This is a genomic window from Rubrobacter taiwanensis (assembly GCF_004337705.1).
GTDB lineage: Bacteria > Actinomycetota > Rubrobacteria > Rubrobacterales > Rubrobacteraceae > Rubrobacter_C > Rubrobacter_C taiwanensis.
Window position 1 is genome coordinate 22029 of sequence record NZ_SKBU01000008.1, and the last position, 25193, is coordinate 47221.

At 66.0% G+C, this 25193-nt stretch carries 25 protein-coding genes; all 25 read left to right on the forward strand.

Annotated features, from left to right (window positions below; translation table 11 throughout):
• Positions 1-12 precede the first annotated feature (12 nt).
• The 25 genes from atpF (at position 13) to E0L93_RS04630 (ending at position 25095) form a co-directional block, all read left to right on the forward strand.
• On the forward strand, positions 13-534 hold the full coding sequence (gene atpF / locus E0L93_RS04510; RefSeq protein ID WP_132689100.1) for a F0F1 ATP synthase subunit B: 522 nt from the start codon (positions 13-15) through the stop codon (positions 532-534).
• Entirely contained in the window at positions 531-1070 is a 540-nt protein-coding gene (gene atpH / locus E0L93_RS04515) for an ATP synthase F1 subunit delta (RefSeq protein ID WP_132689102.1), read from the forward strand. Before atpF ends, atpH begins: the two co-directional genes overlap by 4 nt.
• Positions 1070-2647, forward strand: coding sequence for a F0F1 ATP synthase subunit alpha (atpA, locus tag E0L93_RS04520; RefSeq protein WP_132689104.1), 1578 nt, complete (start codon positions 1070-1072; stop codon positions 2645-2647). Before atpH ends, atpA begins: the two co-directional genes overlap by 1 nt.
• Positions 2648-2650: 3 nt before the next feature.
• Positions 2651-3532: an ATP synthase F1 subunit gamma gene (gene atpG, locus E0L93_RS04525; protein WP_132689107.1), complete on the forward strand. Its 882-nt coding sequence runs from the start codon at positions 2651-2653 to the stop codon at positions 3530-3532.
• Positions 3533-3562: 30 nt separating this feature from the next.
• Entirely contained in the window at positions 3563-5080 is a 1518-nt protein-coding gene (atpD, locus tag E0L93_RS04530; protein ID WP_207890331.1) for a F0F1 ATP synthase subunit beta, read from the forward strand.
• On the forward strand, positions 5080-5520 hold the full coding sequence (gene atpC, locus E0L93_RS04535) for an ATP synthase F1 subunit epsilon (protein WP_132689112.1): 441 nt from the start codon (positions 5080-5082) through the stop codon (positions 5518-5520). Before atpD ends, atpC begins: the two co-directional genes overlap by 1 nt.
• A gap of 36 nt (positions 5521-5556) precedes the next feature.
• Positions 5557-6834 carry a UDP-N-acetylglucosamine 1-carboxyvinyltransferase gene (gene murA, locus E0L93_RS04540; protein WP_132689115.1) on the forward strand — a complete coding sequence of 426 codons (1278 nt, stop codon included), beginning with the start codon at positions 5557-5559 and terminating at the stop codon, positions 6832-6834.
• An 82-nt stretch (positions 6835-6916) separates the two neighbouring features.
• Positions 6917-8047, forward strand: coding sequence for a M20 family metallopeptidase (locus E0L93_RS04545; RefSeq protein WP_132689117.1), 1131 nt, complete (start codon positions 6917-6919; stop codon positions 8045-8047).
• 123 nt (positions 8048-8170) lie between these two features.
• Complete coding sequence (locus E0L93_RS04550) at positions 8171-8560, forward strand: NADH-quinone oxidoreductase subunit A (RefSeq protein ID WP_243638109.1); 390 nt, start codon at positions 8171-8173, stop codon at positions 8558-8560.
• Entirely contained in the window at positions 8551-9279 is a 729-nt protein-coding gene (locus E0L93_RS16260) for an NADH-quinone oxidoreductase subunit B (RefSeq protein WP_132689119.1), read from the forward strand. Before E0L93_RS04550 ends, E0L93_RS16260 begins: the two co-directional genes overlap by 10 nt.
• A 40-nt stretch (positions 9280-9319) precedes the next feature.
• Positions 9320-9775, forward strand: a complete 456-nt coding sequence (locus tag E0L93_RS04560) for an NADH-quinone oxidoreductase subunit C (RefSeq protein ID WP_165874160.1) — start codon at positions 9320-9322, stop codon at positions 9773-9775.
• Positions 9776-10936 (forward strand): NADH-quinone oxidoreductase subunit D, encoded by a 1161-nt coding sequence (locus tag E0L93_RS04565; protein WP_132689124.1) that lies wholly within the window; start codon positions 9776-9778, stop codon positions 10934-10936.
• A 17-nt stretch (positions 10937-10953) separates the two neighbouring features.
• A complete protein-coding gene (gene nuoH / locus E0L93_RS04570) occupies positions 10954-11946 on the forward strand; it encodes an NADH-quinone oxidoreductase subunit NuoH (RefSeq protein WP_132689126.1) in 993 nt (330 codons plus the stop codon).
• A 47-nt stretch (positions 11947-11993) separates the two neighbouring features.
• Entirely contained in the window at positions 11994-12440 is a 447-nt protein-coding gene (locus tag E0L93_RS04575) for a NuoI/complex I 23 kDa subunit family protein (protein ID WP_132689129.1), read from the forward strand.
• Positions 12437-12958, forward strand: a complete 522-nt coding sequence (locus tag E0L93_RS04580; protein WP_132689132.1) for an NADH-quinone oxidoreductase subunit J family protein — start codon at positions 12437-12439, stop codon at positions 12956-12958. Before E0L93_RS04575 ends, E0L93_RS04580 begins: the two co-directional genes overlap by 4 nt.
• Positions 12955-13263 carry an NADH-quinone oxidoreductase subunit NuoK gene (nuoK, locus tag E0L93_RS04585; protein ID WP_132689134.1) on the forward strand — a complete coding sequence of 103 codons (309 nt, stop codon included), beginning with the start codon at positions 12955-12957 and terminating at the stop codon, positions 13261-13263. Before E0L93_RS04580 ends, nuoK begins: the two co-directional genes overlap by 4 nt.
• A gap of 49 nt (positions 13264-13312) precedes the next feature.
• Positions 13313-15262 (forward strand): NADH-quinone oxidoreductase subunit L, encoded by a 1950-nt coding sequence (nuoL, locus tag E0L93_RS04590; protein WP_132689136.1) that lies wholly within the window; start codon positions 13313-13315, stop codon positions 15260-15262.
• Complete coding sequence (locus E0L93_RS04595) at positions 15259-16713, forward strand: complex I subunit 4 family protein (protein WP_132689139.1); 1455 nt, start codon at positions 15259-15261, stop codon at positions 16711-16713. The genes nuoL and E0L93_RS04595 overlap by 4 nt, the downstream gene beginning before the upstream one ends.
• 3 nt (positions 16714-16716) lie before the next feature.
• Entirely contained in the window at positions 16717-18150 is a 1434-nt protein-coding gene (locus tag E0L93_RS04600) for an NADH-quinone oxidoreductase subunit N (protein WP_132689141.1), read from the forward strand.
• 11 nt (positions 18151-18161) lie between these two features.
• Positions 18162-19262 (forward strand): nucleotidyltransferase family protein, encoded by a 1101-nt coding sequence (locus E0L93_RS04605; protein WP_132689143.1) that lies wholly within the window; start codon positions 18162-18164, stop codon positions 19260-19262.
• Between the two features lie 7 nt (positions 19263-19269).
• Positions 19270-19953 (forward strand): ComF family protein, encoded by a 684-nt coding sequence (locus E0L93_RS04610; protein WP_132689146.1) that lies wholly within the window; start codon positions 19270-19272, stop codon positions 19951-19953.
• 82 nt (positions 19954-20035) lie between these two features.
• Entirely contained in the window at positions 20036-20596 is a 561-nt protein-coding gene (gene hpf, locus E0L93_RS04615) for a ribosome hibernation-promoting factor, HPF/YfiA family (protein ID WP_132689148.1), read from the forward strand.
• A gap of 4 nt (positions 20597-20600) precedes the next feature.
• Positions 20601-23285, forward strand: coding sequence for a preprotein translocase subunit SecA (gene secA, locus E0L93_RS04620; protein WP_424511419.1), 2685 nt, complete (start codon positions 20601-20603; stop codon positions 23283-23285).
• A gap of 12 nt (positions 23286-23297) precedes the next feature.
• Positions 23298-24380: a peptide chain release factor 2 gene (gene prfB / locus E0L93_RS04625; protein ID WP_132689153.1), complete on the forward strand. Its 1083-nt coding sequence runs from the start codon at positions 23298-23300 to the stop codon at positions 24378-24380.
• Positions 24373-25095, forward strand: a complete 723-nt coding sequence (locus E0L93_RS04630) for an LmeA family phospholipid-binding protein (RefSeq protein ID WP_165874161.1) — start codon at positions 24373-24375, stop codon at positions 25093-25095. Before prfB ends, E0L93_RS04630 begins: the two co-directional genes overlap by 8 nt.
• Positions 25096-25193 lie beyond the last annotated feature (98 nt).

The following is a 25193-nucleotide window of genomic DNA, read 5'->3' on the forward strand; positions in this document are numbered from 1 at the left end:
GGAGCCGGAATAATGGGCACCGTCTTCGACATAGGAAATCTGGGCTTGATGTTCTGGCAGCTGATCACCTTCGCGATCCTGCTCCTGCTGCTGTACAAGTTCGTCTATCCGCCGATCCGGGACCAGATCATCAAGCGCCAGCGCTCCATAGAGCAGGCCATCGACGAGGCGGAGCAGACCCGGGCCGAGGCCCGGCGGCTGCTGGAGGAGTACCGGCAGCAGATCGCCGAGGCCCGCGGCGAGGCCCGCCAGATACTGGAGGAGGCCCGGCGGCAGGGGGAGGCTCAGCGGGAGCGGACGCTGCGGGAGGCCCGCGAGGAGGGTGAGCGCATCATCCAGCGCGCCCGGGAGGAGATAGAGCGCGAGCGGGCTCAGGCTCTCTCCGAGATCCGGCGGGAGGTCGCCGACATGGTGATCATGGCCTCCGAGCAGGTGGTACGCAAGAGTCTGGAGCGCGAAGATCACGAGCGCTTGATAGAGGAGGCGCTGCGGGAGCTGGACGTTGAGTTGAAGGAGAAGGAAGTCACCCGGTGAGCGTGGTGTCCACATACGCCGAGGCGCTCTTCGAGGCGGCGCAGGAGCGGGGCAACCTGGAGGAGACGCTTCAGGATCTCAAGGACTTCGCCGGGGCGCTGCGGGAGAACGAGGAGCTGCGTCGCTTCTACTACCACGCGCAGGTGACGAAGCCGCAGAAGCGTCGGGTGCTGGACCAGCTCACCGAGGGTATGCAGCAGACCGCCCGCAACTTCCTCAAGGTTCTGGCGGACAAGGACCGGGAGGAGTATCTGGAGGAGATCCTGCTGCGCTACGAGGAGCTGGTGAAGGATCATCTCGGGCGCGTGGAGGTGGAGCTCACCACGGCGGTGGAGCTTCCCGGGGAGACGCTGCGGCGCATAGAGGAGCGCCTGAAGGAGATCCTGGGGCGGCGCGAGGTGGTTCTGGAGAATCGGGTAGATGAAGATATACTCGGGGGCGCCGTCTTCCGGTTCGGCGGCATGATGCTGGACGGCAGCGTCCGGGGGCAGCTCGAGGGTCTCCGGGAGAAGATGTTAGAGAGAGGTGTTGTGTAGTGGCAGGCAGACTGCGGCCCGAAGAGATTTCCTCCATACTCAAGGGTGCTATCACGGACTACGAGGGTCAGGTCCGCACCGAGGAGGTGGGGCAGGTACTGGAGGTCGGGGACGGCATCGCCCGCGTGCACGGCCTCGCCAACGTCATGTACCAGGAGATGGTCGAGTTCGAGGACGCGCGGGGCGAGAAGATCATCGGGCTCGCGCTGAACCTGGAGGAGGACAACGTCGGCGTCATCATCGCCGGCGAGGACCGGCACATCCAGGAGGGCAGCACCGTCCGCCGCACGGGGAAGCTGGCGAGCGTGCCTGTGGGCTACGGGGTTCTGGGGCGCGTCATCAACGCGCTCGGAGCCCCAATGGACGGCCGGGGCGAGATAGAGACCGAGGACACCCGGCCCGTGGAGATCGTGGCCCCCGGTATCATCCGCCGTCAGCCGGTCAACACGCCGCTTCAGACCGGGATCAAGGCCATAGACTCCATGATCCCGATCGGCCGCGGGCAGCGGGAGCTGATCATCGGCGACCGGCAGACCGGGAAGACCTCGCTCGCGATAGACACGATTATCAACCAGGCCGAAGAGGGCGTGAAGTGCATCTACGTGGCCGTCGGGCAGAAGGACTCCTCGATAGCCGGCGTGGTGGCCGCTCTGGAGGAGGCCGGCGCGATGGACTACACGACGGTCATCAACGCTTCGGCTTCCCAGTCGGCGACGCTGCAGTACCTGGCCCCCTATGCGGGGTGCGCCATCGGGGAGTACTTCATGCACCAGGGAGAGGATGCGCTCGTGATCTACGACGACCTCTCCAAGCACGCCGTCGCCTACCGGCAGATGATGCTGCTGCTGCGGCGGCCGCCGGGCCGCGAGGCCTACCCCGGGGACATCTTCTACCTGCACTCGCGGCTGCTTGAGCGGGCGGCCAGGATGAGCGACGAGTACGGCGGCGGTTCGCTGACGGCGCTGCCGGTCGTGGAGACCAAGGCCGGCGACATCTCCGCGTACATCCCGACGAACGTCATCTCGATCACGGACGGCCAGATCTTCCTGGATGTGGACCTCTTCAACGCCAACCAGCGGCCGGCGATCGACGTCGGCAACTCGGTCAGCCGGGTTGGGAGCTCGGCCCAGATCAAGGCCATGAAGAAGGTCGCCGGTACGCTGAAGCTGGACCTCTCGCAGTACCGGGAGCTGGCCAGCTTCGCCCAGTTCGGGAGCGATCTGGACAAGGCGACTCAGGAGACGTTGGCTCGCGGCGAGCGGCTGACCGCGATCCTTAAGCAGGGCGAGCGGGACCCGATGCCGGTTGAGGAACAGGTGGCGGTCATCTTCGGGGCCACCCAGGGGCTCCTGCGCGACGTGGAGCCCGACGACGTGCCGGACTGGGAGGCGCAACTACGCGACTATCTGCGCGACTCGCACGGCGAGATCCTGCAGACCATCCGCGAGACGAAGGAGCTCTCCGACGAGACCGCCGACCGGCTCCGGCGGGCGATAGAGCGCTTCAACGAGGGCTTTGAGCCGAGCGAGTCGGCGGTCTCGGTGAGCACCGCTCCGGACGAGGAGGACGGGAGCTAGAAGTTGGCTTCGCTCAGGGACCTAAAGCGTCAGATACAGTCCGTCAAGAACATCGCCAAGGTGACGGACGCCTTGCAGGCCGTCTCCGCCGTGAAGTTCCGCAAGGCCGAGGCGCGGGTCAAGCGCGCCCGGCCCTATGCGGAGAACCTGGAGGAGATGATGCGGGCCATCGCCGCCAAGGCCACCAGCAAGAGCCCGATGCTCGTGGGCCGGGAGGTGAGGACCGTCGCCGTGGCGACCCTGACGGCCGACCGGGGTCTCTGCGGTGGCTTCAACGCGCAGGCCGTCCGGCGCACCATGGAGTTCCGCTCTCAGCAGAGCGCCGATCTGCTGCAGGTGGTCAGCGGCCGGAAGGGGATAGCCTTCTTCCGGTTCCGGAGGATAGGGCTCGCCGAGTCCTACAGCGGCTTCTCCGACAACCCCGACTACGAGAAGGCGCGGGAGATCGGACGGCGGCTCACGCAGCTCTTCCAGGAGGAAGAGGCCGACGCGGTGTACCTGATCTACAACCGCTTCGTGAACCCGGCCGTCCAGCGTCCGGTGCTGATGCGTCTGCTGCCCATCGCGCCGGAGGATGCCGAAGAGGAACGGGAGCGGGAGGAGCCCGGCTTCGGGGCCGAGGCCCCGTTCGAGTTCATCCCGGATGCGGACGAGATCCTGAACGAGCTCGTTCCCCGCTACGTGGAGACGATGGTCTTCCAGGCGCTACTGGAGAGCGCGGCGGGGGAGCACGGGGCCAGGATGACGGCGATGAAGAACGCCACCGACAACGCCAACGAGATGGTTGACGACCTGACGCTGCAGATGAACAAGGCCCGGCAGGCTCAGATCACGCGCGAGATAAGCGAGATCGCTGCGGGCGCGGAGGCTCTGTCGGCGGGTTAGGAGGAAGAGGCTATGACGGAGAACGGCGAAATGAGAGAAGACGGCCAGAGGGCCGGAGGTGACGGGCACCGGCCGGGCGGCGTCGGCCGGGTGATAGAGGTCAAGGGACCGGTCGTGGACGTCCGGTTCGCTCCGGAGGAGATCCCGGAGATCTACAACGCGCTCACCGTTCCTATCCGGAACGAGGAGGGTGAGGAGACGACGCTGACCCTCGAGGTGCAGCAGCTCCTGGGCGACGACACGGCCCGCACCGTGGCCATGGCTTCGACCGACGGCCTGAAGCGGGGCGTCGAGGTGCGGGACACCGGCCGCCCGATAGCCGTGCCCGTGGGCGAGGCGGTGCTCGGGCGCGTGCTGGACGTGCTCGGCGAACCGGTGGACGAGGCCGGACCCGTGGAGGGCGAGGCCGACCGCTGGCCGATCCACCGGCCGGCCCCCAGGTTCCAGGACCTCTCCACCAGGGCCGAGCAGTTCGTTTCGGGCATCAAGGTGGTGGACCTGCTCTGCCCGGTGCGCCGGGGCGGCAAGGTCGGCCTGTTCGGTGGCGCCGGAGTCGGCAAGACGGTCTTGATCACCGAGCTGATCAACAACATCGCCCTCCAGTACGAGGGCACCTCGGTCTTCGCCGGCATCGGCGAGCGCACCCGCGAGGGGAACGACCTCTACCTGGAGATGGAGGAGGCCGGGGTTCTCAAGAACACGGCGCTCGTCTTCGGCCAGATGAACGAGCCGCCCGGGGCGCGCTTCCGGGTCGGCCTGACGGGCGTGACCATCTCCGAGTACTTCCGGGACGAGCTGGGTCAGGACGTGCTCTTCTTCATGGATAACATCTTCCGGTTCGCTCAGGCCGGCAACGAGGTATCGGCGCTGATGGGCCGGATGCCCTCGGAGGTGGGCTACCAGCCGACGCTGGCCACCGAGATGGGAGCGCTGCAGGAGCGGATCACCTCCACCAACCGGGGCTCGATCACCAGCTTCCAGGCCGTCTACGTGCCCGCAGACGACTACACCGATCCCGCGCCGTTCACGGTGTTCGCACACCTGGACTCGACGGTCGCGCTCTCGCGCAGCCTGTTCGAGCAGGCGATCTTCCCGGCGGTGGACCCGCTGGCCTCCACCTCTACGATCCTGGACCCGAAGGTCGTGGGGCAGGAGCACTACGAGGTGGCCCAGGAGGTCAAGAACATCCTGCAGCGCTACCGGGAGCTGCAGGACATCATCGCGATCCTGGGCATAGACGAGCTCTCCGAGGAGGATAAGGTCATCGTCGGGCGGGCGCGGCGGCTGCAGCGCTTCCTCTCGCAGCCGTTCTTCGTGGCCGAGCAGTTCACCAGCCTCCCCGGGCGCTTCGTGGAGCTGGAGGACACGATCCGCAGCTTCCGCGAGGTCGTCGAGGGCAAGCACGACGACCTGCCAGAGCAGGCGTTCTACCTGGTCGGCAACATAGACGAGGCCATAGAGAAGGCGAAGCGGCTCAGCGGCGAGGAAGAGGAGGAGCCGGCCGAGGAGCCGGTCGGGGCCGCTGCCGAGGGCGAGGGCGGCGAGTAGTGGCCGACGGCGGGCGCACGCTCTTCTGCCGCGTCATCACGCCGGAGCGCACCGTCTTCGACGGCGAGGTGGACCGGGTGGTCGCCACGATCGCGGACGGGGAGATCGGGGTCCTGCCGGACCACGCTCCCCTCATCGCGACGACCAAGATCGGTACCGTCCGCATCAAGCGGGATGAGGAATACCTGGTCTTCGCTACCTCCGACGGCTTCTTCAAGGTTTCGGAGAACCTGGCGCAGGTGCTGGTCGAGGAGGCCGTGCCCGCCGGGGAGATAGATGTGGACGAGGCCGGAAACCGGGTCGAGGAGGCCAACCGGGAGCTGGAGGGGCTGACCGTCGAGGACGAAGAGGGGTACCGGAAGCGCCGGGCGGAGATCGAGCGGCGCGTCAGGATGGGAGAGAATCTGGTGCACGTGGCGCGGAAGTACGGCGAGGCTTAGAGGGGCCATCCGCGCCGAGAGGGGGGAGATAGGGCTTTGAGCAGGTTCATAGTCGAGGGCGGCAACCGATTGCGGGGTGAGGTCCGGGTCTCCGGAGCCAAGAACGCGGCCCTCAAGCTCGTGGCCGCGGCGCTGTTGACCTCCGGGCGTACGGTGCTGCACAACGTGCCCGATATAAAGGACATCGGGACGATGCGGGCCGTGATCGAGGAGATGGGCGCGAGGACGGAGCATGACTCCGGAACGCTCACCGTGGAGGCGGAGGGGGTCGACTCCTTCGTCGCTCCTTACGAGCTGGTGCGCCAGATGCGGGCCTCCATACTGGTACTCGGCCCGCTGGTGGCCCGCTTCGGGCAGGCCGAGGTCTCGGCGCCCGGGGGTTGCGATCTGGGCTTCCGCAAGTTCGACTTCCACATGAACGGCCTGCGGGCTCTGGGCGCGGAGGTGGAGCTGGATCACGGCTTCATCAAGGCCCGGGCCCCGCGCGGGCTCAGGGGGGCCGATATCTACTTCGACTACCCCAGCGTAACCGCGACCGAGAACGTAATGATGGCCGCCGTGCTGGCCCGCGGCCGGACCGTCATAGAGAACGCGGCCCGCGAGCCGGAGGTGGTCGAGTTCGCAAACTTCCTGAACAGGATGGGAGCCCGGATCCGCAACGCCGGCTCCAGCCGCGTTGAGATAGAGGGGGTCGAGGAGCTGCATCCCGTCGAGCACACGGTGATGCCGGATAGGATCGAAGCCGGAACCTTCATCATGGCCGCGGCCGCCACCGGCGGCGACGTGCGGGTGGTCGGAGCGGTGCCCCGGCATCTCGGTCTGACCCTCGACAAGCTGCGGGCCATGGGCGTGGAGCTGGAGGAGTTCGCCGGCGGGATCCGCGTGCGGGTCGACGATCCGCGAGAGCTGGCGGCAGTGGATGTCTCCACCCTGCCGTTCCCCGGTTACGCCACCGACCTCCAGCCGCAGATGATGGTGCTGCTCACGCAGGTCTCGGGAGCCGGCGTTATCACCGAGAACGTGTTCGAGAACCGGCTGCGGGTGGCCGAGGAGCTGAACAGAATGGGGGCCGGAATAGACGTCTTCGGCGGCCACCGGGCCATAGTGCGCGGTCCGAAACGGCTCTCGGGTACCATCGTGCAGGCACCGGATCTGCGGGGTGGCGCCGCCTTGGTGATGGCCGGTCTCGCGGCTGAGGGAGTCACGACCGTAGACCGGGCGACGCACATCCTGCGCGGCTACGAGCGGTTCGAGGCGAAGCTCTCGGGCCTTGGGGCGGCGATCTCCTACGAGTCTAGCGCCGCGCTGGTCTAGCGGCCGGGAAGGCAGGGGACCCATATATAATGCCGGCGGCGTCCCTGCGGACGCCGCTTCCCGATTCTGACCGGAGACGGAGGTGCAGGGTCTGAAGCTCGGAATCGACGGGACGGAGGTTCTCGCTCTGACCCGGCGTCTGGTGCGCTACCGCTCGTACACGCCGGACGCGGCCGAGGCCGCCATGGACTTCATCGCCGACTGGTGCAAGAGCCGGGGGCTCCAGACGGTGCGCTACCGGGGCGCCGGCCCCCGGGGAGAGCACAGCGCGATGGCCGTGCGTACCGGTTCGGGGAACCCCCGGCTGCTCCTGCACGGCCACGTGGACGTCGTGCCCGCCGAACCCCACCAGTTCGACCCCCACGAGGAGAATGGCGAGCTCTACGGTCGCGGCGTCTACGACATGAAGGGAGCCCTGGCCGCGATGCTCTACGCCATGCACGATCTGGACCTGATGCGGTGCGATGCCACCGTGGAACTGCTCATCGTGCCGGACGAGGAGCGGGACTACGGCGGCATGACCGGCGCGGAGCTGCTCATAAGCCGGGGACACGTGGGGGACTTCCTCATAACCGGCGAGCCGACCAATTTCCACATCGGCGTGCAGGCCAAGGGGGTGCTGGACGTCCGTGTCACGCTCAGAGGCAAGAGCGCGCACGGCTCCCGGCCCTGGCTCGGGAAGAACGCGATCCTGCTGGCGTACGAGCACTTCCGGCGCCTCCGAAAGCTGCCGTTCTACGGCGAGCGCAACGACCTCTTCCCGTACCCCAGCGTCAACCTGGCCCGGATCGTCGGCGGAGACGTGATCAACCGCGTCCCCGACCGCTGCACCTACGATCTAGATATCCGCTACCTGCCCGAGCAGAACCCGCGGGAGATAGTGCGCCAGATAGAATCCATCGACCCGGCCGCCGAGATCGAAGTCCTGAACGTCCGCGAACCCACTTACGTCCCGCGCTCCAACCCCTTCGTGAAGATGCTCCGGGAGGTCGCCGCCCGCCACTACCAGGGAAACCCGGTCAGCGTCGGCCGCCACGGCGCAAGCGACATAGTGTACTTCCAGCGCCACGGCGTGCCGGGCGTGGAGTTCGGCCCCATCGGAGGCGGCCACCACGGCCCGCAGGAGTTCGTGCTCTCCGCATCGCTGGAACGCTACCGGCAGATGCTCGTGCAGTTCGTGCAGCTCGTCGCCGGCAAGGGCGCGGAGCGGTAGCCGGATACACTTAGCATCACTTTGCAACTATTAGTAGCGTGTTGAAATAGCTGCGCTTCGCATGTTATATTCTGGATACTTCTTGAGATCTTCGGTCTGACAACGCGAGAAAGGTCGGGGCTGTTGCTGGCGCTGTTACAAACCGAGATGCCGTACACCGCGCTATATGCCTACGTCGGGCTCTCGATGGTTTTTATCGTGGGTTTCGTTCTGGTGGTTTTGATGGTTGCGCGGTTGATCGCGCCCAGCAGGAAGAGTTCGACTCAGAAGGGGCAGTCGTATGAGACTGCGGAGGCGCCGGTTTCGGATCCCTGGCGGCCGTTTCCCGTACGGTATTACATCTTCGCGTTGATGTTCCTGATCTTCGACGTTGAGACGGCATTTCTGTTGCCGTGGGCGGTGGTCTACGGGCAGCTGGGGCTGTACGGGTTTGTGCAGATGGTCATCTTTATCGGGATCATAACCTTGGGGCTTATCTACGAGTGGAAGAAGGGGGCCCTCAGATGGGTGTGATGCAGAGGTTCAACGAGCCGAACATATTGACGGTCAGTTCGGACAAGCTCTTCAACTGGGCGCGCAAGAACTCCATGTGGCCCCTGCAGTTCGGGCTGGCCTGCTGTGCCATTGAGATGATGTCCACCGGGATGGCGCACAACGATCTGGACCGTTTCGGGGCGGGGTTCTTCTCCGGCAGTCCGCGGCAGGCCGACGTCATGATCGTCTCCGGCACCGTCTCCACCAAGATGGCCGAGCGCATGACGCGGCTCTACGAGCAGATGCCCGAGCCCAAGTGGGTTATAGCGATGGGAGCGTGTGCCATCTCCGGCGGTCCGTTTCTGGACGGCTACTCGGTCTTGATGGGGGCAGATAGGGTCATTCCGGTGGACGTGTACGTACCCGGGTGTCCGCCGCGGCCGGAGGCCTTGATCTTCGGGATCATGACCCTGCAGAAGAAGATCGAGAGGGAGTCGCAGGTCGGGTACGAGAAGCCGCGTCCGGCGCTCGTGACCGAGGACGGTGAGTTTCTGGAGTATCTTCCGGAGCGCGAGTACACCAACATCTCCGAGGGCAAGTCCAACCGGCCTTCCGGCATCAAGCGTCTCAAGCGCACCTACGTCTTCGAGCGCAGGGGTATGCCGCCCGAGTCCCAGACCGATGTGGGCTGGATCCCGCAGGAGGTCAGGGAGAGGATCAGGCAGAGGGAGAGAGACGGCGGAGAAGGGGGCGAGTAGGTTGGCCATCTCGCTACCGGAGGGGAGCCTTGAAGAGCGTTTGCGGCGGTACTTGGAGGGGTTAAGCGGCAGTCACGGGCTCGAAGAGGCCGGGATAGAGGGGAACGTCGTGCGGGTTGTGGCGCGGCCGGAGGACGTTCCGGCGGTGCTCGCGACCGCCCGCGAGCGGCTCGGCATCCTGCACCTCTCGTTCATCACGGTGGTGGATCGGGGGGATGGGGACTTCGAGCTCACCTACGAGCTTTTGGACCTCCGGGGGGGGCGGGTACGGGTCAGGACGAACCTTCGGAGCGAGGAGCCCGTCATAGGTACGGTGACGCACATCTACCCGACGGCCAACTGGCACGAGCGGGAGGCGTACGATATGTTTGGGGTGGCTTTCGCGGGGCATCCGGATCTGCGCCGCGTCTACATGTGGCAGGATCACTTCGACCACCACCCGCTCCTGAAGAGCTTCGAGATCAGCACCAAGCGGACATTCGAGGGGTTGCGGTAGATGTTGGAAGAGAAGCGGAAGACGGTGACCGAGCGGCTGGCGAGCCCCGACATCCGGGACGAGTTCGGCCTGGAGACCATGGACATGAACATGGGGCCGCAGCACCCGGCGATGCACGGGCTATTGCGCCTCATCTTGGAGCTGGACGGCGAGACGATCGTCCGCTGCGATCCCATAATGGGGTATCTGCACCGCTGTCAGGAGAAGATCGCCGAGAACCGGATGTATCCGGCCGTCATCCCGCTTACCGACCGGCTCGATTACTTCGCCAACATGCACAACGAGCACGGGTACTGTCTGGCGGTAGAGGATCTGCTGGACGTGGAGATCCCTCCGCGGGCGGAGTACATCCGGGTTCTGATGTGCGAGCTGATGCGGATCGCGAGCCACATCCCCTCGATAGGGTTCTTGCTCTTGGAGCTCGGGGCGTTCACTCCGATCCTGTACGCCTTCAGGGAGCGGGAGCGGATACAGGACATCTTCGAGGCCGTCACCGGGGCTCGCATGATGTTCCACTACATCCGCATCGGCGGCGTGAAGGCCGATCTTCCGCCGGAGATCCCGGAGAAGATCTGGAACTACATCGAGGGATTGGAGCGGCGCATCCAGCCCGACTTCATAGACCTCATCGAGGGGAATGAGATCTTCATCTCCCGCACCCGCGGCGTCGGGAAGATGACGCCGGAGCAGGCCGTGGAGCTCGGGCTTACCGGGCCGCCCCTGAGGTGCACCGGTGTGGACTTCGACGTGCGGCGGGACTATCCGTACAGCGTCTACCCGGAGCTGGAGTTCGACGTGATCACGGACGATGCCGGGGATGTGGAGGCCTCCTACCGGGTGCGGATCAGAGAGGTCTGGCAGAGTATCCGGATCATCAAGCAATGTCTGGAGAAGATGCCCGAGGGGGAGGTCATGGCGGATCTGGGGCGTAGGCTGCGGCCGCCGGAGGGCGAGGGGTTCGGGCGCGTTGAGGGACCGCGCGGGGAGTTTGCGGTACACGTCGTCTCTGACGGCTCCGACGTGCCTTACCGGGTGCATTACCGGGATCCCAGCTTCGTGAACATGCAGCTGCTGCAGGAGATCGTACCCGGGCACTACCTGCCGGACATCATGCCGATCATGGGTCTCATAGATCCGGTCAGCGGCGGTTGGGACAAGTAGGGGGAGGTTAGGAGCGCGTGCTGGAAGTTCTCAATCAGGAGCCCTTCAGGTTCCTGCTGACCTTCGGGGCGCTGATCTTCCTCGTGCTGAATCTGGCCGCCGTTCTCACGCTGGCCGAGCGGAAGGTCTCGGCCTACATTCAGCTCCGCTACGGGCCCAACCGGGTCGGTCCGCGCGGGCTTCTGCAGCCGGCGGCGGACGTCATCAAGCTGTTCACGAAGGAGAACATTCCGCTCAACCGGGCCGACCGCTGGGTCTTCCTGCTGGCCCCGGCGTTCATGTTCCTGCCGGCCGTGGCGGTGTGGCTGGTGATCCCCTTCTCGCAGAACGCGGTCGTTGCGGATCTCAACATCGGGGTGCTCTTCTTCGTGGCCATAACCTCCATAGGGGCTTTGGGCGTGATCATGGCCGGCTACGGCAGCCGTTCCAGCTACTCGCTGCTCGGAGCTCTGCGGGGGGCGGCGCAGATGATCTCCTACGAGGTGCCGCTCATCCTGAGCCTGCTCGGCGTCGTCATGCTCACCGGCAGTCTGGCGCTCTCGGACGTGGTGAACGCGCAGGGCGGGGGCTTCTGGAACTGGTACATCTGGCCGCAGCTGCCGATGTTTCTGATCTTCTTCATCTCCGGCATAGCGGAGGTCAAGCGCATCCCGTTCGATCTGCCGGAGGGTGAGAGCGAGATCGTTGGCGGGTTCATGATCGAGTACTCGGGGATGACGTGGGCGCTCATTCAGGCCTCCGAGTTCGCCATGATGGCGGTCGTCTCGGCGGTTACGGCCACGCTCTTCCTCGGGGGCTGGCAGCCGCCGCTGCCGTTCCTGGATCTGGGAGCGTTCAACTGGCTGTGGTTCGCCATCAAGACGACCCTGCTGCTGTTCGTCTTTCAGTGGATCCGCTGGAGCATCCCGCGCTTCCGGATGGATCAGCTCATGGATCTGGGCTGGAAGGTGCTGATCCCGCTGACCCTGATCTGGATCTTTGTGACCGCGCTCTGGATGCTGATCTTCTGAGGAGGGATTTCTAAGTGCCCGGCCTGGGACAGGGAATATTGAAGGGGATGGCGATAACCATCCGGCGGATGTTCGAGCCGAAGATCACCCGCCAGTATCCGGAGTACCGGCGGGAGCTGCCGGAGCGGAGCCGGGGGATGCTCACCGTGGACATGGACCGGTGCATCGCCTGCCTGCAGTGCATGCGCATCTGTCCGGACCATTGCATCTCCATCGAGCAGGAGAAGCGGGACTTCGACGGCTCCGGGAAGGTTCGCCCCTATGCCGTGGGCTTCTCCATAGACGACTCGCGGTGCATGTACTGCTCGTTGTGCGTGGAGGTCTGTCCGGTCAACTGCATCTACCACACCGAGGAGTTCGAGGTGCAGGCATATGACCGGCTGGAGCTCGCCCGGCAGTTCGGCGAGCGGCCGGTGGACCCGAGGAGGGATCCCATCCCGGTCCGGAAGAGGAGGGCGTCCCGCGCGAAGACGGTAAGAAAGGAGGCCGCTTGACGGTAGCATTCGTCGTACTGGCCGCTCTGACGTTGCTCGCCGGGCTGGGGGTGGTTCTGAGCCGCCACGTGGTGCACTCGGCGCTCTTTATGGCGGCCTCTTTCCTCGGGGTGGCCGGGTTCTTCGTGATGCTGAACGCTCCGGTGCTCGCGGGCTTTCAGGTTCTCATCTATGTTGGAGCCGTAACGGTGCTGGTCCTGTTCGCCATAATGTTCACTCAGCGGCCGCAGGCGCGCTCCTTCCGGTTGATACTGCAGCGGCAGCACGTCCCCGGGTTGCTCGCCGCTCTGGGGCTCGGCGTCTTCCTGGCCTACGTGCTCGCCATTCAGGATTGGGGAGAGGTTTCTCCGGGGCAGGGTCCGCGGGCCGTCGAGGACTTCGGGGCTCTCCTGCTCGGGGCGGGCGAGTATCCGGACGTCTTCGCCCTCCTCTTCCAGCTGGGGGCGGTGATCCTGCTGATAGCCACGATCGCGGCGATCGTGATCAGCCGCCGGCGCAGAGAGGAGGATGAGCTTTGATACCGCTGGAGGCTTATCTGGTGGTCGGGGCGCTGCTCTTCGCCATCGGGACCTACGGCGCGCTGGTGCGGCGCAACGCCGTGGTCGTCTTCATGTGCGTGGAGCTGATGCTCAACTCGGTGAACCTGACGCTCGTGAGCTTCGCGGACTACCTGCCGGGGGCCATGGGCGCGGGAGCCGGCTACGCTATCCTGATCATCGCGGTGGCGGCGGCCGAGGTGGCCGTGGGGCTCGCCATTGTGCTGGCCGTGTTCCGGGCGCGGCGGACGGTCAACGTGGACGAGATCAATCTGATGAAGCGTTAGGAGGGGATGCGGGTATGCTACCTCACGAAGGGTGGAAGGATATGAATAGATGAGCGCGGGGCAGCAGCTGCTGATCCTGGCCATCCCGGTGCTCCCGGCACTGGCCTTCTTCGTGCTGGCGCTCTTCGGACGTCTCATCGGCGAGAACGCCCAGTATGTAGCGGTCTTCGTCAACGCCACCGCGTTTATCTTCTCCTGTTTTGCGCTCTTTCTGGTCATAACGGACGGGCCCATCTCCTTCTCCGTCAGCTGGATAGATCTGGGCGAGGGCGGATCTTTCTCGATGGGCGTTCTCATAGACGAGCTGGCGGCCGTAATGATAGTGGTCGTCACGTTCGTGAGCCTGATGATCAACCTGTATTCCGGGGCCTTCATGGAGGGAGATTCGCGGTACGCCTGGTACTTCGCGGTCCTGAATCTCTTCACGGCCTCGATGCTGGGGCTGGTCATAGCGCCGAACTTCATACAGCTCTACGTCTTCTGGGAGCTGGTGGGCCTCTGCTCGTATCTCTTGATCGGGCACTGGTTCGAGAAGCCGGCGGCCCGGGACGCGGCCCAGAAGGCGTTCATCGTCACGCGTATCGGGGACGCGGCACTGCTTGTGGGCATCCTGATCTTCTGGCGGGCCACGGGCACCACCTCCTTCGCCGAGATCTCGCAGGCCGCTCAGGCCGGCTTCATCGGCGGTCTGCTGCTCACGGCGGCGCTGGTGCTGGTCTTCATCGGGGCCGTCGGCAAGAGCGCGCAGTTCCCGCTGCACGTCTGGCTCCCGGACGCCATGGAGGGACCCACGCCGGTCTCCGCGCTCATCCACGCGGCGACGATGGTCGCCGCGGGCGTCTACCTGGTCGCCCGGACCTACGACATCTTCGTGCAGAGCCCGGCGGCGATGCTGATCGTGGCCTACATCGGCGGGTTCACGGCCCTGATGGCCGCGACTATGGCGCTGGTGAAGAAGGACATCAAGCGCATCATCGCCTACTCGACCGTCTCGCAGCTCGGATACATGATGATGGCGCTCGGGATCGGGGCGTACACGGCCGGGTTCTTCCACCTGTACAACCACGCCTTCTTCAAGGCGCTCCTCTTCCTCGGGGCCGGGAGCATCATCTACGCGATGACCTCCTACAACATCTTCGACATGGGCGGTCTGAAGCGCCGGATGCCGATCACGTTCTGGACCATGGTTATCGCGGGGCTCTCGCTGGCCGGCATCTTCCCGCTCGCCGGGTTCTGGAGCAAGGACCTGATCGTCGCCGGCGCCTTCGAGAAGCACTACTACATCCTGTTCGGGATGGCGCTCGTGACGGTCTTCCTGACCGCGTTCTACATCTTCCGCGCCATCTTCGTCGCCTTCCTGGGCGAGCCGCGCACCGAGGCCGCGCGCGCGGCGGTGGACCCGCCGGGGGTCATGACCGTGCCGATGGTGATCCTGGCGGCGCTCTCGATCGGCAGCGGCTGGATCGGCACGCCGGTCGCCGATCTCTTCGGCGGCTTCGTCACGCCCAGCGAGTTCGCGGCCGGGGTACTCGCCATAGAGGAGCACGCGTTCAGCTACGCGCTGGCGGCCCTCTCGGTCGCGGTGGGGCTTGCGGGCATCGCGCTCGCGTACGCCATGTACGCTCCGGGGCGCGAGCACGTCGCGGAGAGCGCCTACCGACGCTTCCGGCCCGTGCATGCCTTCCTGGACAGGCGCTGGTACATCGACGACCTCTACAACGCCACCTTCGTGAGGGGCGCGATGGCACTGGGTGTGGCCGTGCGCGAGTTCGACCGGCGGGGGCTGGACGGTGCGGTCACCGGTCTCGGACGCGCGGTGAGCTGGACCGGTGAGCGGCTGCGGCCGCTGCAGACCGGCGGCGTTCAGAACTACGCGCTGTTCATAGTCATCAGCGTTCTTGCGCTCGCCGCCGTCGTGCTCGGCGACGCGCTCATCCTTGCGGCCGGGCTGCTGGTCCTGATAATCCTGGGCTCGATAGCTGTGGGGGTGAGGCTGTGATAACAACCGTTGCGATCTTCATTCCGCTGCTGGGAGCCCTGCTGGTCGCGCTGCTCCCGGACGAGCGGCGCATAATCCAGCCGGTGGCCCTGGGTGTCGCCGCCGTGCCGCTGGCGCTGGTCCTGTACATCTATGTGGCATTCGGGAGCAACCTGGATGCCCCGGCCCTCTCCCAGAGCTACACCTGGATCGAATCTTTAGGCATCGGGTACCGCGTCGGGCTGGACGGGCTGGGCTTCGGGATGTTCTTCCTGGCCGCTTTCCTGACTTTGATCGCGGTGATCGCCGCCTGGGACGTACAGCGGAATCTGAAGCAGTACTACGCGATACTCTTCCTCGCCGAGGTCGGCATGCTCGGGGTGTTCGCGGCGCAGGATCTGATCCTCTTCTACGTCTTCTTCGAGCTCACCCTCATCCCGATGTACCTGCTGGTCGGGATGTGGGGCGACGAGAACCGGCGGCCGGCCGCGATCAAGTTCTTCATCTACACCTTCCTGGGCTCCACGATCATGCTCGGCGGGTTCCTAACGCTGGGGATCCTGGCCGGGACCTTCGCGCTGGAGGAGCTGACCGGAGGTGGCGGGCTCGGCCGGACGGCGCAGATCCTGATCGCCGCCCCCATCATCTTCGGGCTTGCGGTCAAGGTGCCGGTCGTGCCGCTGCACAGCTGGTTGCCGGACGTCTACCTCTCCAGCCCGATCTCCACGAACGTGGTGCTCTCGGGCGTGCTGCCGAAGCTGGGCACCATCGGCATCCTCAAGATAGCAATCCCGCTCCTGCCGCAGGGCGTGGAGCCGTACCTGCCGTACATCGCGGCCTTCGGCGCGCTGAACATCATCTACGGCGCGTTCGCGGCCTTCATGCAGACCGACCTGAAGGCGCTCGTGGCCTACTCCTCAATCGGGACGCTCGGGTTCATCCTGCTCGGGGCGGCTTCGTTTAACGCCATGGGGCTGAACGGTGCGGTGCTGCAGCAGGTAACGCACGGCCTGTACTCGGCCCTCCTGTTCATCCTGGTCGGGATCATCGCGGCGAGGACCGGGACCCGCAGGATCGCGGACATGGGCGGGCTCGCTCTGAGCATGCCGTGGGTCGGCGGGCTGCTGGCTCTGGGCGCTCTGGCGGCCATGGGGTTGCCGGGGCTGGCGGTCTTCGTCTCCGAGGTTATGAGCCTGCTCGGCGGTTTCGACGCGCACCCGGTGCAGGGTACGGTCGCGGCGCTGGGCGTCATCCTGAGCGCCATGTACTTCCTCTACATGCTGGCGCGCACCATCTTCGGTCCGCTGCGGCGGCCGGAGTGGCAGGGCCTGAGGGATGCCGGGCCGGCCGAGATGGCCGCCATCGTGCCGCCCGCCGCCCTGCTCCTGATACTCGGAATCTTCCCGGCCCTGCTGGTGAACATTCAGCGTCCGGCGGTGGAGCTGGTCCTGAGCGTCATAGGAGGCGGTTAGCAGATGGAAGCACCCCTGATCACGGCAGACACGCTGGTAGCGCTAATCCCTGAGATACTCGCGCTCGCGTTCATCGCGGTGGTGCTTCTGACGGAGGTGTTCGGATCGCGCTCCCCCAACCTGTCGAGCGGGCTGGCGGCGCTCGGCGCGCTGGCGCTCGCGGGCTCCGCGACGGTCTTGCTGGCCGCCGGGTTCGAGGGCAGCTTCTTCGGTGACGGCTACGTGGTTGATGGCTTCGCGCTGCTCTTCAAGATCCTGGTCGGTCTTGTGGCTTTCTTCTCGGTGCTGGCCGCGGCCCGGTGGTCGGCCCGGACCGGGGACACGGGCGAGTACATGTCCCTCATCCTCGCCGTGGCGCTCGGGGCGTCGCTTCTGGTCTCGGGGCGGGATCTGTTCGTGATCTTCGTCTCGCTGGAGCTCGCCACGATCCCCTCCTACGCGATGGTGGCCTTCGACCGCCGCCGGCGCGAGAGTTCCGAGGGTGGCATGAAGTACCTGCTCACCGGCGTGGTCGCCAGCTCGGTGCTGCTCTACGGGCTGGTGCTGATCTACGGCGTGACCGGCTCGGCCAACCTCTCGGAGGTAGCTGCTGCCTTCACTGCGGATCTCTCGCCCGCGGCGCTCCTGGGGCTGGTGCTCTTCCTCTCCGGCGTGGCGTTTAAGCTCTCGGTGGTCCCGTTCCACTTCTGGACGCCGGACGCCTATCAGGGGGCGCCCACCAACGCGGCGGCGTTCCTCTCGGTCGCGCCCAAGATGGCCACCTTCGCGCTGCTGCTGCGCGTTCTGATCGAGGGCATGCCCGAGACCGCGCAGGCCTATACCTGGCTGTTCGCCCTTCTGGCCATCCTCTCCATGTTCGCGGGCAACCTCTTCGCCCTGCGGCAGACCAACCTCAAGCGGATGCTGGCCTACAGCTCCGTGGCTCACTCCGGGTACATCCTGGCCGCGTTCGCGGCGCTCACCGGTCCGGCGCTCGAGACGGCCGTTCAGGCCGTGATCGTCTACGCCGTTGCCTACGCGGTCATGAACCTGGGGGCGTTCTTCGTGGTCGAGCTTGTGGGCGAGGAGGGCAAGAGCTTCAACGGGCTCTTCAGGACCCAGCCGGCGCTCGCCGTCAGCATGGCGGTTTTCATGGCCGCGCTGGTGGGCATCCCGCCGCTCTCCGGCTTCTGGGGCAAGGCGTGGGTGATCTTCGCCACCGCGCAGGCCGGGGCCTGGGTCGTAGTCGGGGCCGTGATAATCAACAGCGTGCTCTCCGTCCCGTACTACTTCGGCGTCATCCGGAGCATGTTCTTCGAGGAGCCGGCGGGAGTCGGGCCCGTCAAGGACGGCTCCGGGGCGCTGAGGTTCTCTATCTACGCCATGGCGGTCTTCACGGTGCTCTTCGCGTTCATCCTGGGGCCGCTCGTTCTGCTCGCGCAGGCGATCGGGCTGTAAGGAGGCTGTATATGCAGGCTGTAGTGCTGGTGGGGGGACAGGGGAGTCGGCTGCGGCCGATAACCTACGACGTGCCCAAGCCCATGGTGCCGCTGCGCAACCGGCCGTTCATCAGCTATATGGTGGACTTTCTGCGCTCCGGCGGGGTCGACCGGGCCGTGCTCTCTATGGGCTATCTCCCGGACCCCATCCAGGAGTACTTCGAGAAGCAAAAGATGGACGGCTTCGAGCTGGATTATGTGGTCGAGGACCGGCCGCTGGGCACGGCCGGTGGCCTGAAGAACGCCCAGAGCGCCCTGGACGGCGGACCGGTCGTGGTGACCAACGGCGATGTGCTGACCGGGATGAGGCTGGAGAGCCTCATAGAGGCGCACCGGGAGAGCGGGGCCCTGGCCACCATCGCGCTCACCTCGGTCGAGGACCCCACGGCCTACGGGCTGGTCGAGGTGGACCACAACATGAAGGTGCACCGCTTCGTGGAGAAACCGGCCTACGATGAGATCTCCACGAGCCTCATCAACGCCGGCATCTACGTGCTGGAGCCGGAGGTACTGGAGATGATCCCGGCCGGGAAGGAGGTCTCGATAGAGCGTGAGATCTTCCCCCGGCTGCAGCAGTCCGGGCGGCTGTACGCGTATGTCTCCAGCTCCTACTGGAAGGACATCGGCACGCCCCGCAGCTATCTGACGGCTTCTCAGGACGTACTCTCCGGCGCGATAGCCGGCGGGGAGGACTTCGACTACCGCGAGAGCCACCCCTCCATAGAGGTGGGCAAGAGCGTGAAGATCCTGCCGCCGTTCTCCATCGAGCGGGACTGCGTGCTGGAGAACGGCTGCACCGTCGGCGGCCGCACCGCGCTGGGCCGCGGCTGCCGCATCGGAGAGGAGGCCGTGGTGGAGGGGAGCATCCTCTTCGACGGGGTGCGGGTGGAGCCCGGCGCTATAATCCGGGGCTCGATCGTGGGGCCGAACGTCAGGATCGGCCACCGCGCCATCGTGCGCGGGCTCGCGGTGCTTGGGGCCGAGTGCGTTATCGGGGAGGGGAACGTCCTGGATCAGGGCATCCGCGTGAACCCGCGGGTCAATCTCCCACCGCGCAGCCTGCGCTTCTAGCCGCCCGGTGGCCGGCGGATATCTCACCGCGCTGGCGGACTTCTTCTACCCGCAGCGGTGCGTCTCCTGTAACGCCCGGGCGAGCGATCTTCTGTGTCGCGCGTGCTACGAGAACCTGCCCGAGATCGCGGCCCCCATCTGTGGCCGGTGCGGGATGCCGGCGGCGTTCGAGACGTACGGCTGCGACGAGTGCGGGAACCAGGACTTCGCCTTCCGTGCGGCGCGGGCTGCGCTGCGCTACGACGGCGTCGGCAAAGAGCTCGTGCACGCCATCAAATACCGGGGGAGGGTGGAGGCCGCGGAGCGGCTGGCCGCGCCGCTCATGGCCGGAGCGCTGGACGAGAGGGGTTTCGACGTGGTGGTGCCCGTGCCGCTGCACCGGATGAGGAGCCTCAGGCGGGGCTTCAATCAGGCGGAGCTGCTCGCCCGGGGTGTGGCGCGGAAGATAAACGCCCGGGTTTCGGATAAACTAAGAGCCGTGAGGAAGACCGCAGACCAGGTCGGGCTTACGGCCGGGGCGCGCGCGGCGAACGTCCGGGGGGCGTACGCCGCCCGGGGGCAGGTTGCGGGGAAGGTGCTGCTGGTGGACGACGTCTTCACCACGGGTGCAACGCTCGATACGTGCGCCCGGGCGTTGATCGGGGCCGGGGCCGACGAGGTCTTCGCCCTCACTCTGTGCCGCACGTGCTAAGGGAGGGCCGGCTGCCAATCGTCAGCGATTTCTCGGAGGAGGGCCGGGGAGCCGGTCTTTAGGAAAGGAGGGACCCCAGCTGATGGAGATATCCGTTCAGGGCAGGAACATCTCGGTAACCGAGGCGCTGGAGCGCTACGCCAGAGAGAAGGTCGAGCGGGTGACCAAGTTCTTCGACGACGAGAAGAGCCACGCCCGCGCCGAGGTCGAGCTCATACACGAGCGCAATCCCTCCATCGCCGACAACCAGGTGGCCGAGACCACGCTGTTCATCAACAGCGCGGTTCTCAAGGCGCGCGAGGCCTCGGGCGACATGTACGCCTCCATAGACCGGATGGTGGACAAGCTGGAGCGGCAGGTCCGGCGCTACCGGGGGCGGCAGATAGACCGCTGGCAGGGCCGGCTCAAGAACAGTGCTCCCGGACCGCAGGATTCCGTGAGCGTGCTGGAAGACGAGATAGAGAGTAAGATAGTACGCACCAAGCAGTTTCAGATGAAGCCGATGCTGCCGGACGAGGCGGCGCTGCAGATGGAGTTGCTAGACCACTCGTTCTTCGTGTTCACCAACGCCGATACCGGCGATATAAATGTGGTATACCGTCGCAGGGATGGAAACTACGGACTCATAGAACCCGCGAGGTAGAGAGATATTGACTAGCCTGCTGACAAAGATTCTCCGGTTCGGAGAGGGCCGCAAGGTAAAGGCGCTGCAGAATCAGGTAGAGGCCGTGACCGCTCTGGAGCCGGAGATCCGCAAGCTCTCCGACAGGGAGCTTGCGGCCAAGACGGACGAGTTCCGCGAGCGGTTGGAGCGCGGCGCGTCGCTTGACGACCTCATGACGGAGGCCTTCGCCGTCGTGCGCGAGGCCGCCCGGCGGACGCTCGGGATGCGGCCGTTCGACGTTCAGGTGATGGGCGGCATCGTGCTGCACCAGGGCAAGATCGCCGAGATGAAGACCGGTGAGGGTAAGACCCTGGCCGCCACGATGCCGGTGTACCTGAACGCGCTCTCGGGCGAAGGCGTGCACATCGTCACCGTCAACGACTACCTGGCCCGCCGCGACGCAGAGTGGATGGGGCCCATCTACGAGTCTCTGGGGCTTACGGTCGGCGTCATCCAGGACGGCATGGGCTTCGAGGAGCGCCAGCGGGCGTACGCCGCGGACCTCACCTACGGGACCAACGCGCAGTTCGGCTTCGACTACCTGCGCGACAACATCGCCACGCGCACCGACCAGCTCGTGCAGCGGCGGCTCAAGTACGCCATCGTGGACGAGGTGGACTCCATCCTCATCGACGAGGCGCGGACGCCCCTGATCATCTCCGGCTTGCCCGAGAGCGCGGCGGATACCTACTACCGCTTCGCCGCCATAGTGCCGCACCTCAAGGAGGGCGAGGACTACGAGGTGGACGAGAAGAAGCGGCAGGTTGCGCCGACCGAGAGCGGTGTGGAGAAGGTGGAGAAGGCTCTGGGGGTGGACAACCTCTACGACGACGTCAACCGGAACCTGGTCAACCACCTGAACCAGGCACTGCGGGCGCACACGCTCTTCAAGCGGGACAACCAGTACATCGTCCGCGACGACCAGGTCTTCATCGTGGACGAGTTCACGGGGAGGGTGCTGGAGGGCCGCCGGTACTCCGAGGGGCTGCACCAGGCCATCGAGGCCAAGGAGGGCGTCCCGATCAGGGAGGAGAACCAGACGGTCGCCACCATCACCATCCAGAACTTCTTCCGCCAATACGACAAGCTGGCGGGCATGACCGGAACGGCCGCCACCGAGGCCGACGAGTTCATGCACATCTACGGCATGGAGGTCGTCTCCATCCCGACCCACCGGCCCATGATCCGGGAGGACCGGGAGGACCTCATCTACGCGAACAAGAAGGCCAAGTACCGGGCCGTCGTCGACGACATTGCCGAGCGCCACCGGAAGGGCCAGCCGGTGCTGGTCGGCACGATCTCGGTCGAGGTCTCCGAGCTGATCTCGAAGATGCTCCGGCAGCGGGGCATCAGGCACAACGTGCTGAACGCCAAGCACCACGAGCGGGAGGCCGAGATCGTGGCCGAGGCCGGCCGCAAGGGGGCGGTGACGATCGCGACGAACATGGCCGGCCGCGGCACGGACATCAAGCTCGGCGGCTCCGACGAGGCGGACGAGGAGTGGACCGAGGAGCATGAACGGCTCGCCGCCGGGATCATGCAGAAGTACCCCACCATCACGCGGGAGATGCTGGAGGGGCGCTCGCTGGAGTCGCTGGAGGTCGTGAGCCTGGGCGGGCTCTACGTGCTCGGTACCGAGCGGCATGAGTCGCGCCGGATAGACAACCAGCTGCGGGGCCGCAGCGGCCGGCAGGGAGATCCGGGCGAGTCCAGATTCTACCTCTCGTTCGAGGACGACCTGCTGCGGCTCTTCGGCGGCGACCGGATGCAGCGGATGGTAGACCGCATCGGGCTCGAGGAGGGCGACGCCATAGAGGCCGGGATGGTCTCCGGCTCGGTGCGGCGGGCGCAGGAGCAGGTCGAGAGCCAGCACTTCCAGGTGCGCAAGAAGATCCTGGAGTACGACGACGTGCTCAACAAGCAGCGCGAGGTGATCTACGCGCTCCGGCGCGAGATTCTGGAGGGCGAGAAGGTAGACACCTGGGACTACGTCGAGGACGTGCTGCGCGAAGCCGTCGCCCGGCACGTCTCGGACGACGTCTACCCCGAGGAGTGGGACATGGACGCTCTGGCGGCCGAGGTCAACCGCTTCTTCCCGTGCTCCATAGACTTCCACGCTCTGGACATCGAGACCCTCACGCCGGAGAGCGTCACCGAGATGGTGCTCGAAGACGCCCGCGAGCGTCTCGAGGAGCGCCGGCGGGAGTGGGAGGAGCGGACGGCCGAGCTGGAGCGGCGCGGCCTCTCCCGCAGCGACGGCGTGAGCACCTTCGAAGACGCCGAGCGCGCGACGCTGCTCTCCATCGTGGACCAGAAGTGGCGGGAGCACCTCTACGACATGGAGTACCTGCGGGAGGGCATCGGCTGGCGCGGCGTGGGCCAGCGCGATCCGCTCGTGGAGTACAAGCGCGAGGGCTACGACCTGTTCATGGACATGGAGCAGGGGCTCAAGGAGGACTACGTAACCTACATCTACCGCATCGAGAACGTCCAGCTCCCGGAGGAGCAGGAGCTGAAGAACCTCTCGTACAGCGGCGGAGAGGAACAGCCCCGGAAGCCGCAGCCCCGCAAGGTGGAGAAGAAGGTGGGGCGCAACGACCCGTGTCCGTGTGGCTCGGGCAAGAAGTACAAGAAGTGCTGCGGGCGTGTGGGCGTCCAGACCGGCTGACGGTGAGGGGGTTTGGAGGAGCACCTCAAAAACCTGCGGGCGCGGCTGGAGGAGCTGGGGAACATCCTGGATGTGGAAGGACTCCGGAAGCGTACGCGCGAGCTCGCGGAGCGGATGAGCCGCCCGGACTTCTGGGACGATCCGGAGGAGGCCCGGAGCGTCTCTGCCGAGTTCTCGCGCATAGAGGGCAGGCTCAAGACCTATGACGGCCTGCGGGACCGGCTCACCGACGCCGAGGAGCTCTATGAGCTGGCCGAGGGGGACGAGGCTCTGCTGCGGGAGGTCGAGGAGGAGGTGCGCCGGATAGAGCGCGAGCTGGAGGTGCAAGAGCTGGAGCGTCTCTTCGTCGGCGAGTACGATGAGTCCGCGGCCATCTTGGCCATAAACCCCGGTGCGGGCGGTGTAGATTCCCAGGACTGGGCGGAGATGCTGGCCCGCATGTACCGGCGCTGGGCCGAGCGCAACGGCTACCGGCTGGAGGTCGTGGAGTACACGCCCGCGGAAGAGGGCGGGATAAAGAGCGCCACCTTCACCATCTCCGGGGATCACGCCTTCGGGCTGCTCTCCGCCGAGCGGGGGGTGCACCGGCTGGTCAGGATAAGCCCCTACGATGCCTCCGGGCGGCGGCACACCAGCTTCGCTTCGGTGGCGGTGGCTCCGGTGGTGGACGACGAGGTCACGGTCGAGATAGACGAGAAGGATCTGAAAGTGGACACCTACCGGGCTTCGGGGGCGGGCGGGCAGCACGTCAACAAGACCGACTCGGCGGTGCGCATAACGCACCTCCCCACGGGCATGGTGGTGCAGTGCCAGAACGAGCGGAGCCAGCACCAGAACCGGGAGGTAGCGATGCGGATCCTGCGTGCCCGGCTCTTCGAGCTGGAGCGCCAGAAGCGGCAGGAGGAGATAGCCGCACAGAGCGGGGAGAAGGCCGAGATCGGCTGGGGCTCCCAGATCCGCTCTTACGTCCTGCATCCCTACAGGATGGTCAAGGATCTGCGCACCGGGGTTGAGACCTCGGATGTGGACCGGGTGCTGGACGGTGATCTGGACGAGTTCATATACTCCTACCTCAGAAGCCGGGCAGTTGCCTAGTGCCCTGCGCGTGGCGATAGGCTCCGGCCTCATCTCGGCGGTGTTTCTGGTCATCGGGCTGTACACCTTCATCCCGGCGCTCGTGGATCAGCTGGTCGCCGGCGCCCTGCGCCAGCAGCTCGGGCTCTCGCAGACGCCGACCGTGCGTCTGCAGAGCGATCCTGCGCCGGCCGTGCTGCTCGGGGATTTCACGGGCGGCCGGGTGGTCATCGAGGGGGGGGAGTTCGGGGGCGTGGAGGCGGAGCGCATCACGATAGATCTGAACCCCTTCGAGCTGAACCTGGTGCAGAGCCTCTGGAGCGGGCGGCTGATGGGTGAGGGGGAGATCTCAGGTGCGCTCCGGGCCGAGCTCTCGGAGGAGGAGGTGGCCGAGGTAGCCCGCGAGCAGGTCACCCAGTTCCCGGTCGGGGAGGTCACGCTGGAGGGGGGGAGGGTGACCGTGGGATCGGATGTGGAGGTCTTCGGGCTGGGGGTGCCCATCACGGTCGAGGGGGAGGTGGAGCTGTTGGAGAGCGGGGAGCTGGAGTTCCTGCCCCGGCGTGTTGAGGCGTTCGGGGTGCCCGTCCCGGAGGAGATAACGGACCGCCTGCTGGCCGACTCAGACTTCAGGTTCGCGCTGGAGGAGCTGCCGTTCGAGATGGAGCTCGAGGAAGTCGGGGTGGAGGAGGGGCGGCTCTACGTCTCCGGGGAGGTGAGGGATCTCCTCCCCGGTTGATATACCGGGAGGCGCTTGGTATCTTTTGAGCGGTCTGGAGGGACATTGCAGGATGCAAGGATTCCCGCGAAGCACATGGCCGCACGGGAAGGATGTGC

Bases quoted from the DNA above. Each gene is read 5' to 3' on its own strand.
- atpF (WP_132689100.1), top strand. From the start codon at position 13: ATGGGCACCGTCTTCGACATAGGAAATCTGGGCTTGATGTTCTGGCAG.
- atpD (WP_207890331.1), top strand. From the start codon at position 3,563: ATGAGAGAAGACGGCCAGAGGGCCGGAGGTGACGGGCACCGGCCGGGC.
- E0L93_RS16260 (WP_132689119.1), top strand. From the start codon at position 8,551: ATGGGTGTGATGCAGAGGTTCAACGAGCCGAACATATTGACGGTCAGT.
- E0L93_RS04565 (WP_132689124.1), top strand. From the start codon at position 9,776: ATGTTGGAAGAGAAGCGGAAGACGGTGACCGAGCGGCTGGCGAGCCCC.
- E0L93_RS04575 (WP_132689129.1), top strand. From the start codon at position 11,994: ATGGCGATAACCATCCGGCGGATGTTCGAGCCGAAGATCACCCGCCAG.
- nuoL (WP_132689136.1), top strand. From the start codon at position 13,313: ATGAGCGCGGGGCAGCAGCTGCTGATCCTGGCCATCCCGGTGCTCCCG.
- E0L93_RS04600 (WP_132689141.1), top strand. From the start codon at position 16,717: ATGGAAGCACCCCTGATCACGGCAGACACGCTGGTAGCGCTAATCCCT.
- E0L93_RS04605 (WP_132689143.1), top strand. From the start codon at position 18,162: ATGCAGGCTGTAGTGCTGGTGGGGGGACAGGGGAGTCGGCTGCGGCCG.
- hpf (WP_132689148.1), top strand. From the start codon at position 20,036: ATGGAGATATCCGTTCAGGGCAGGAACATCTCGGTAACCGAGGCGCTG.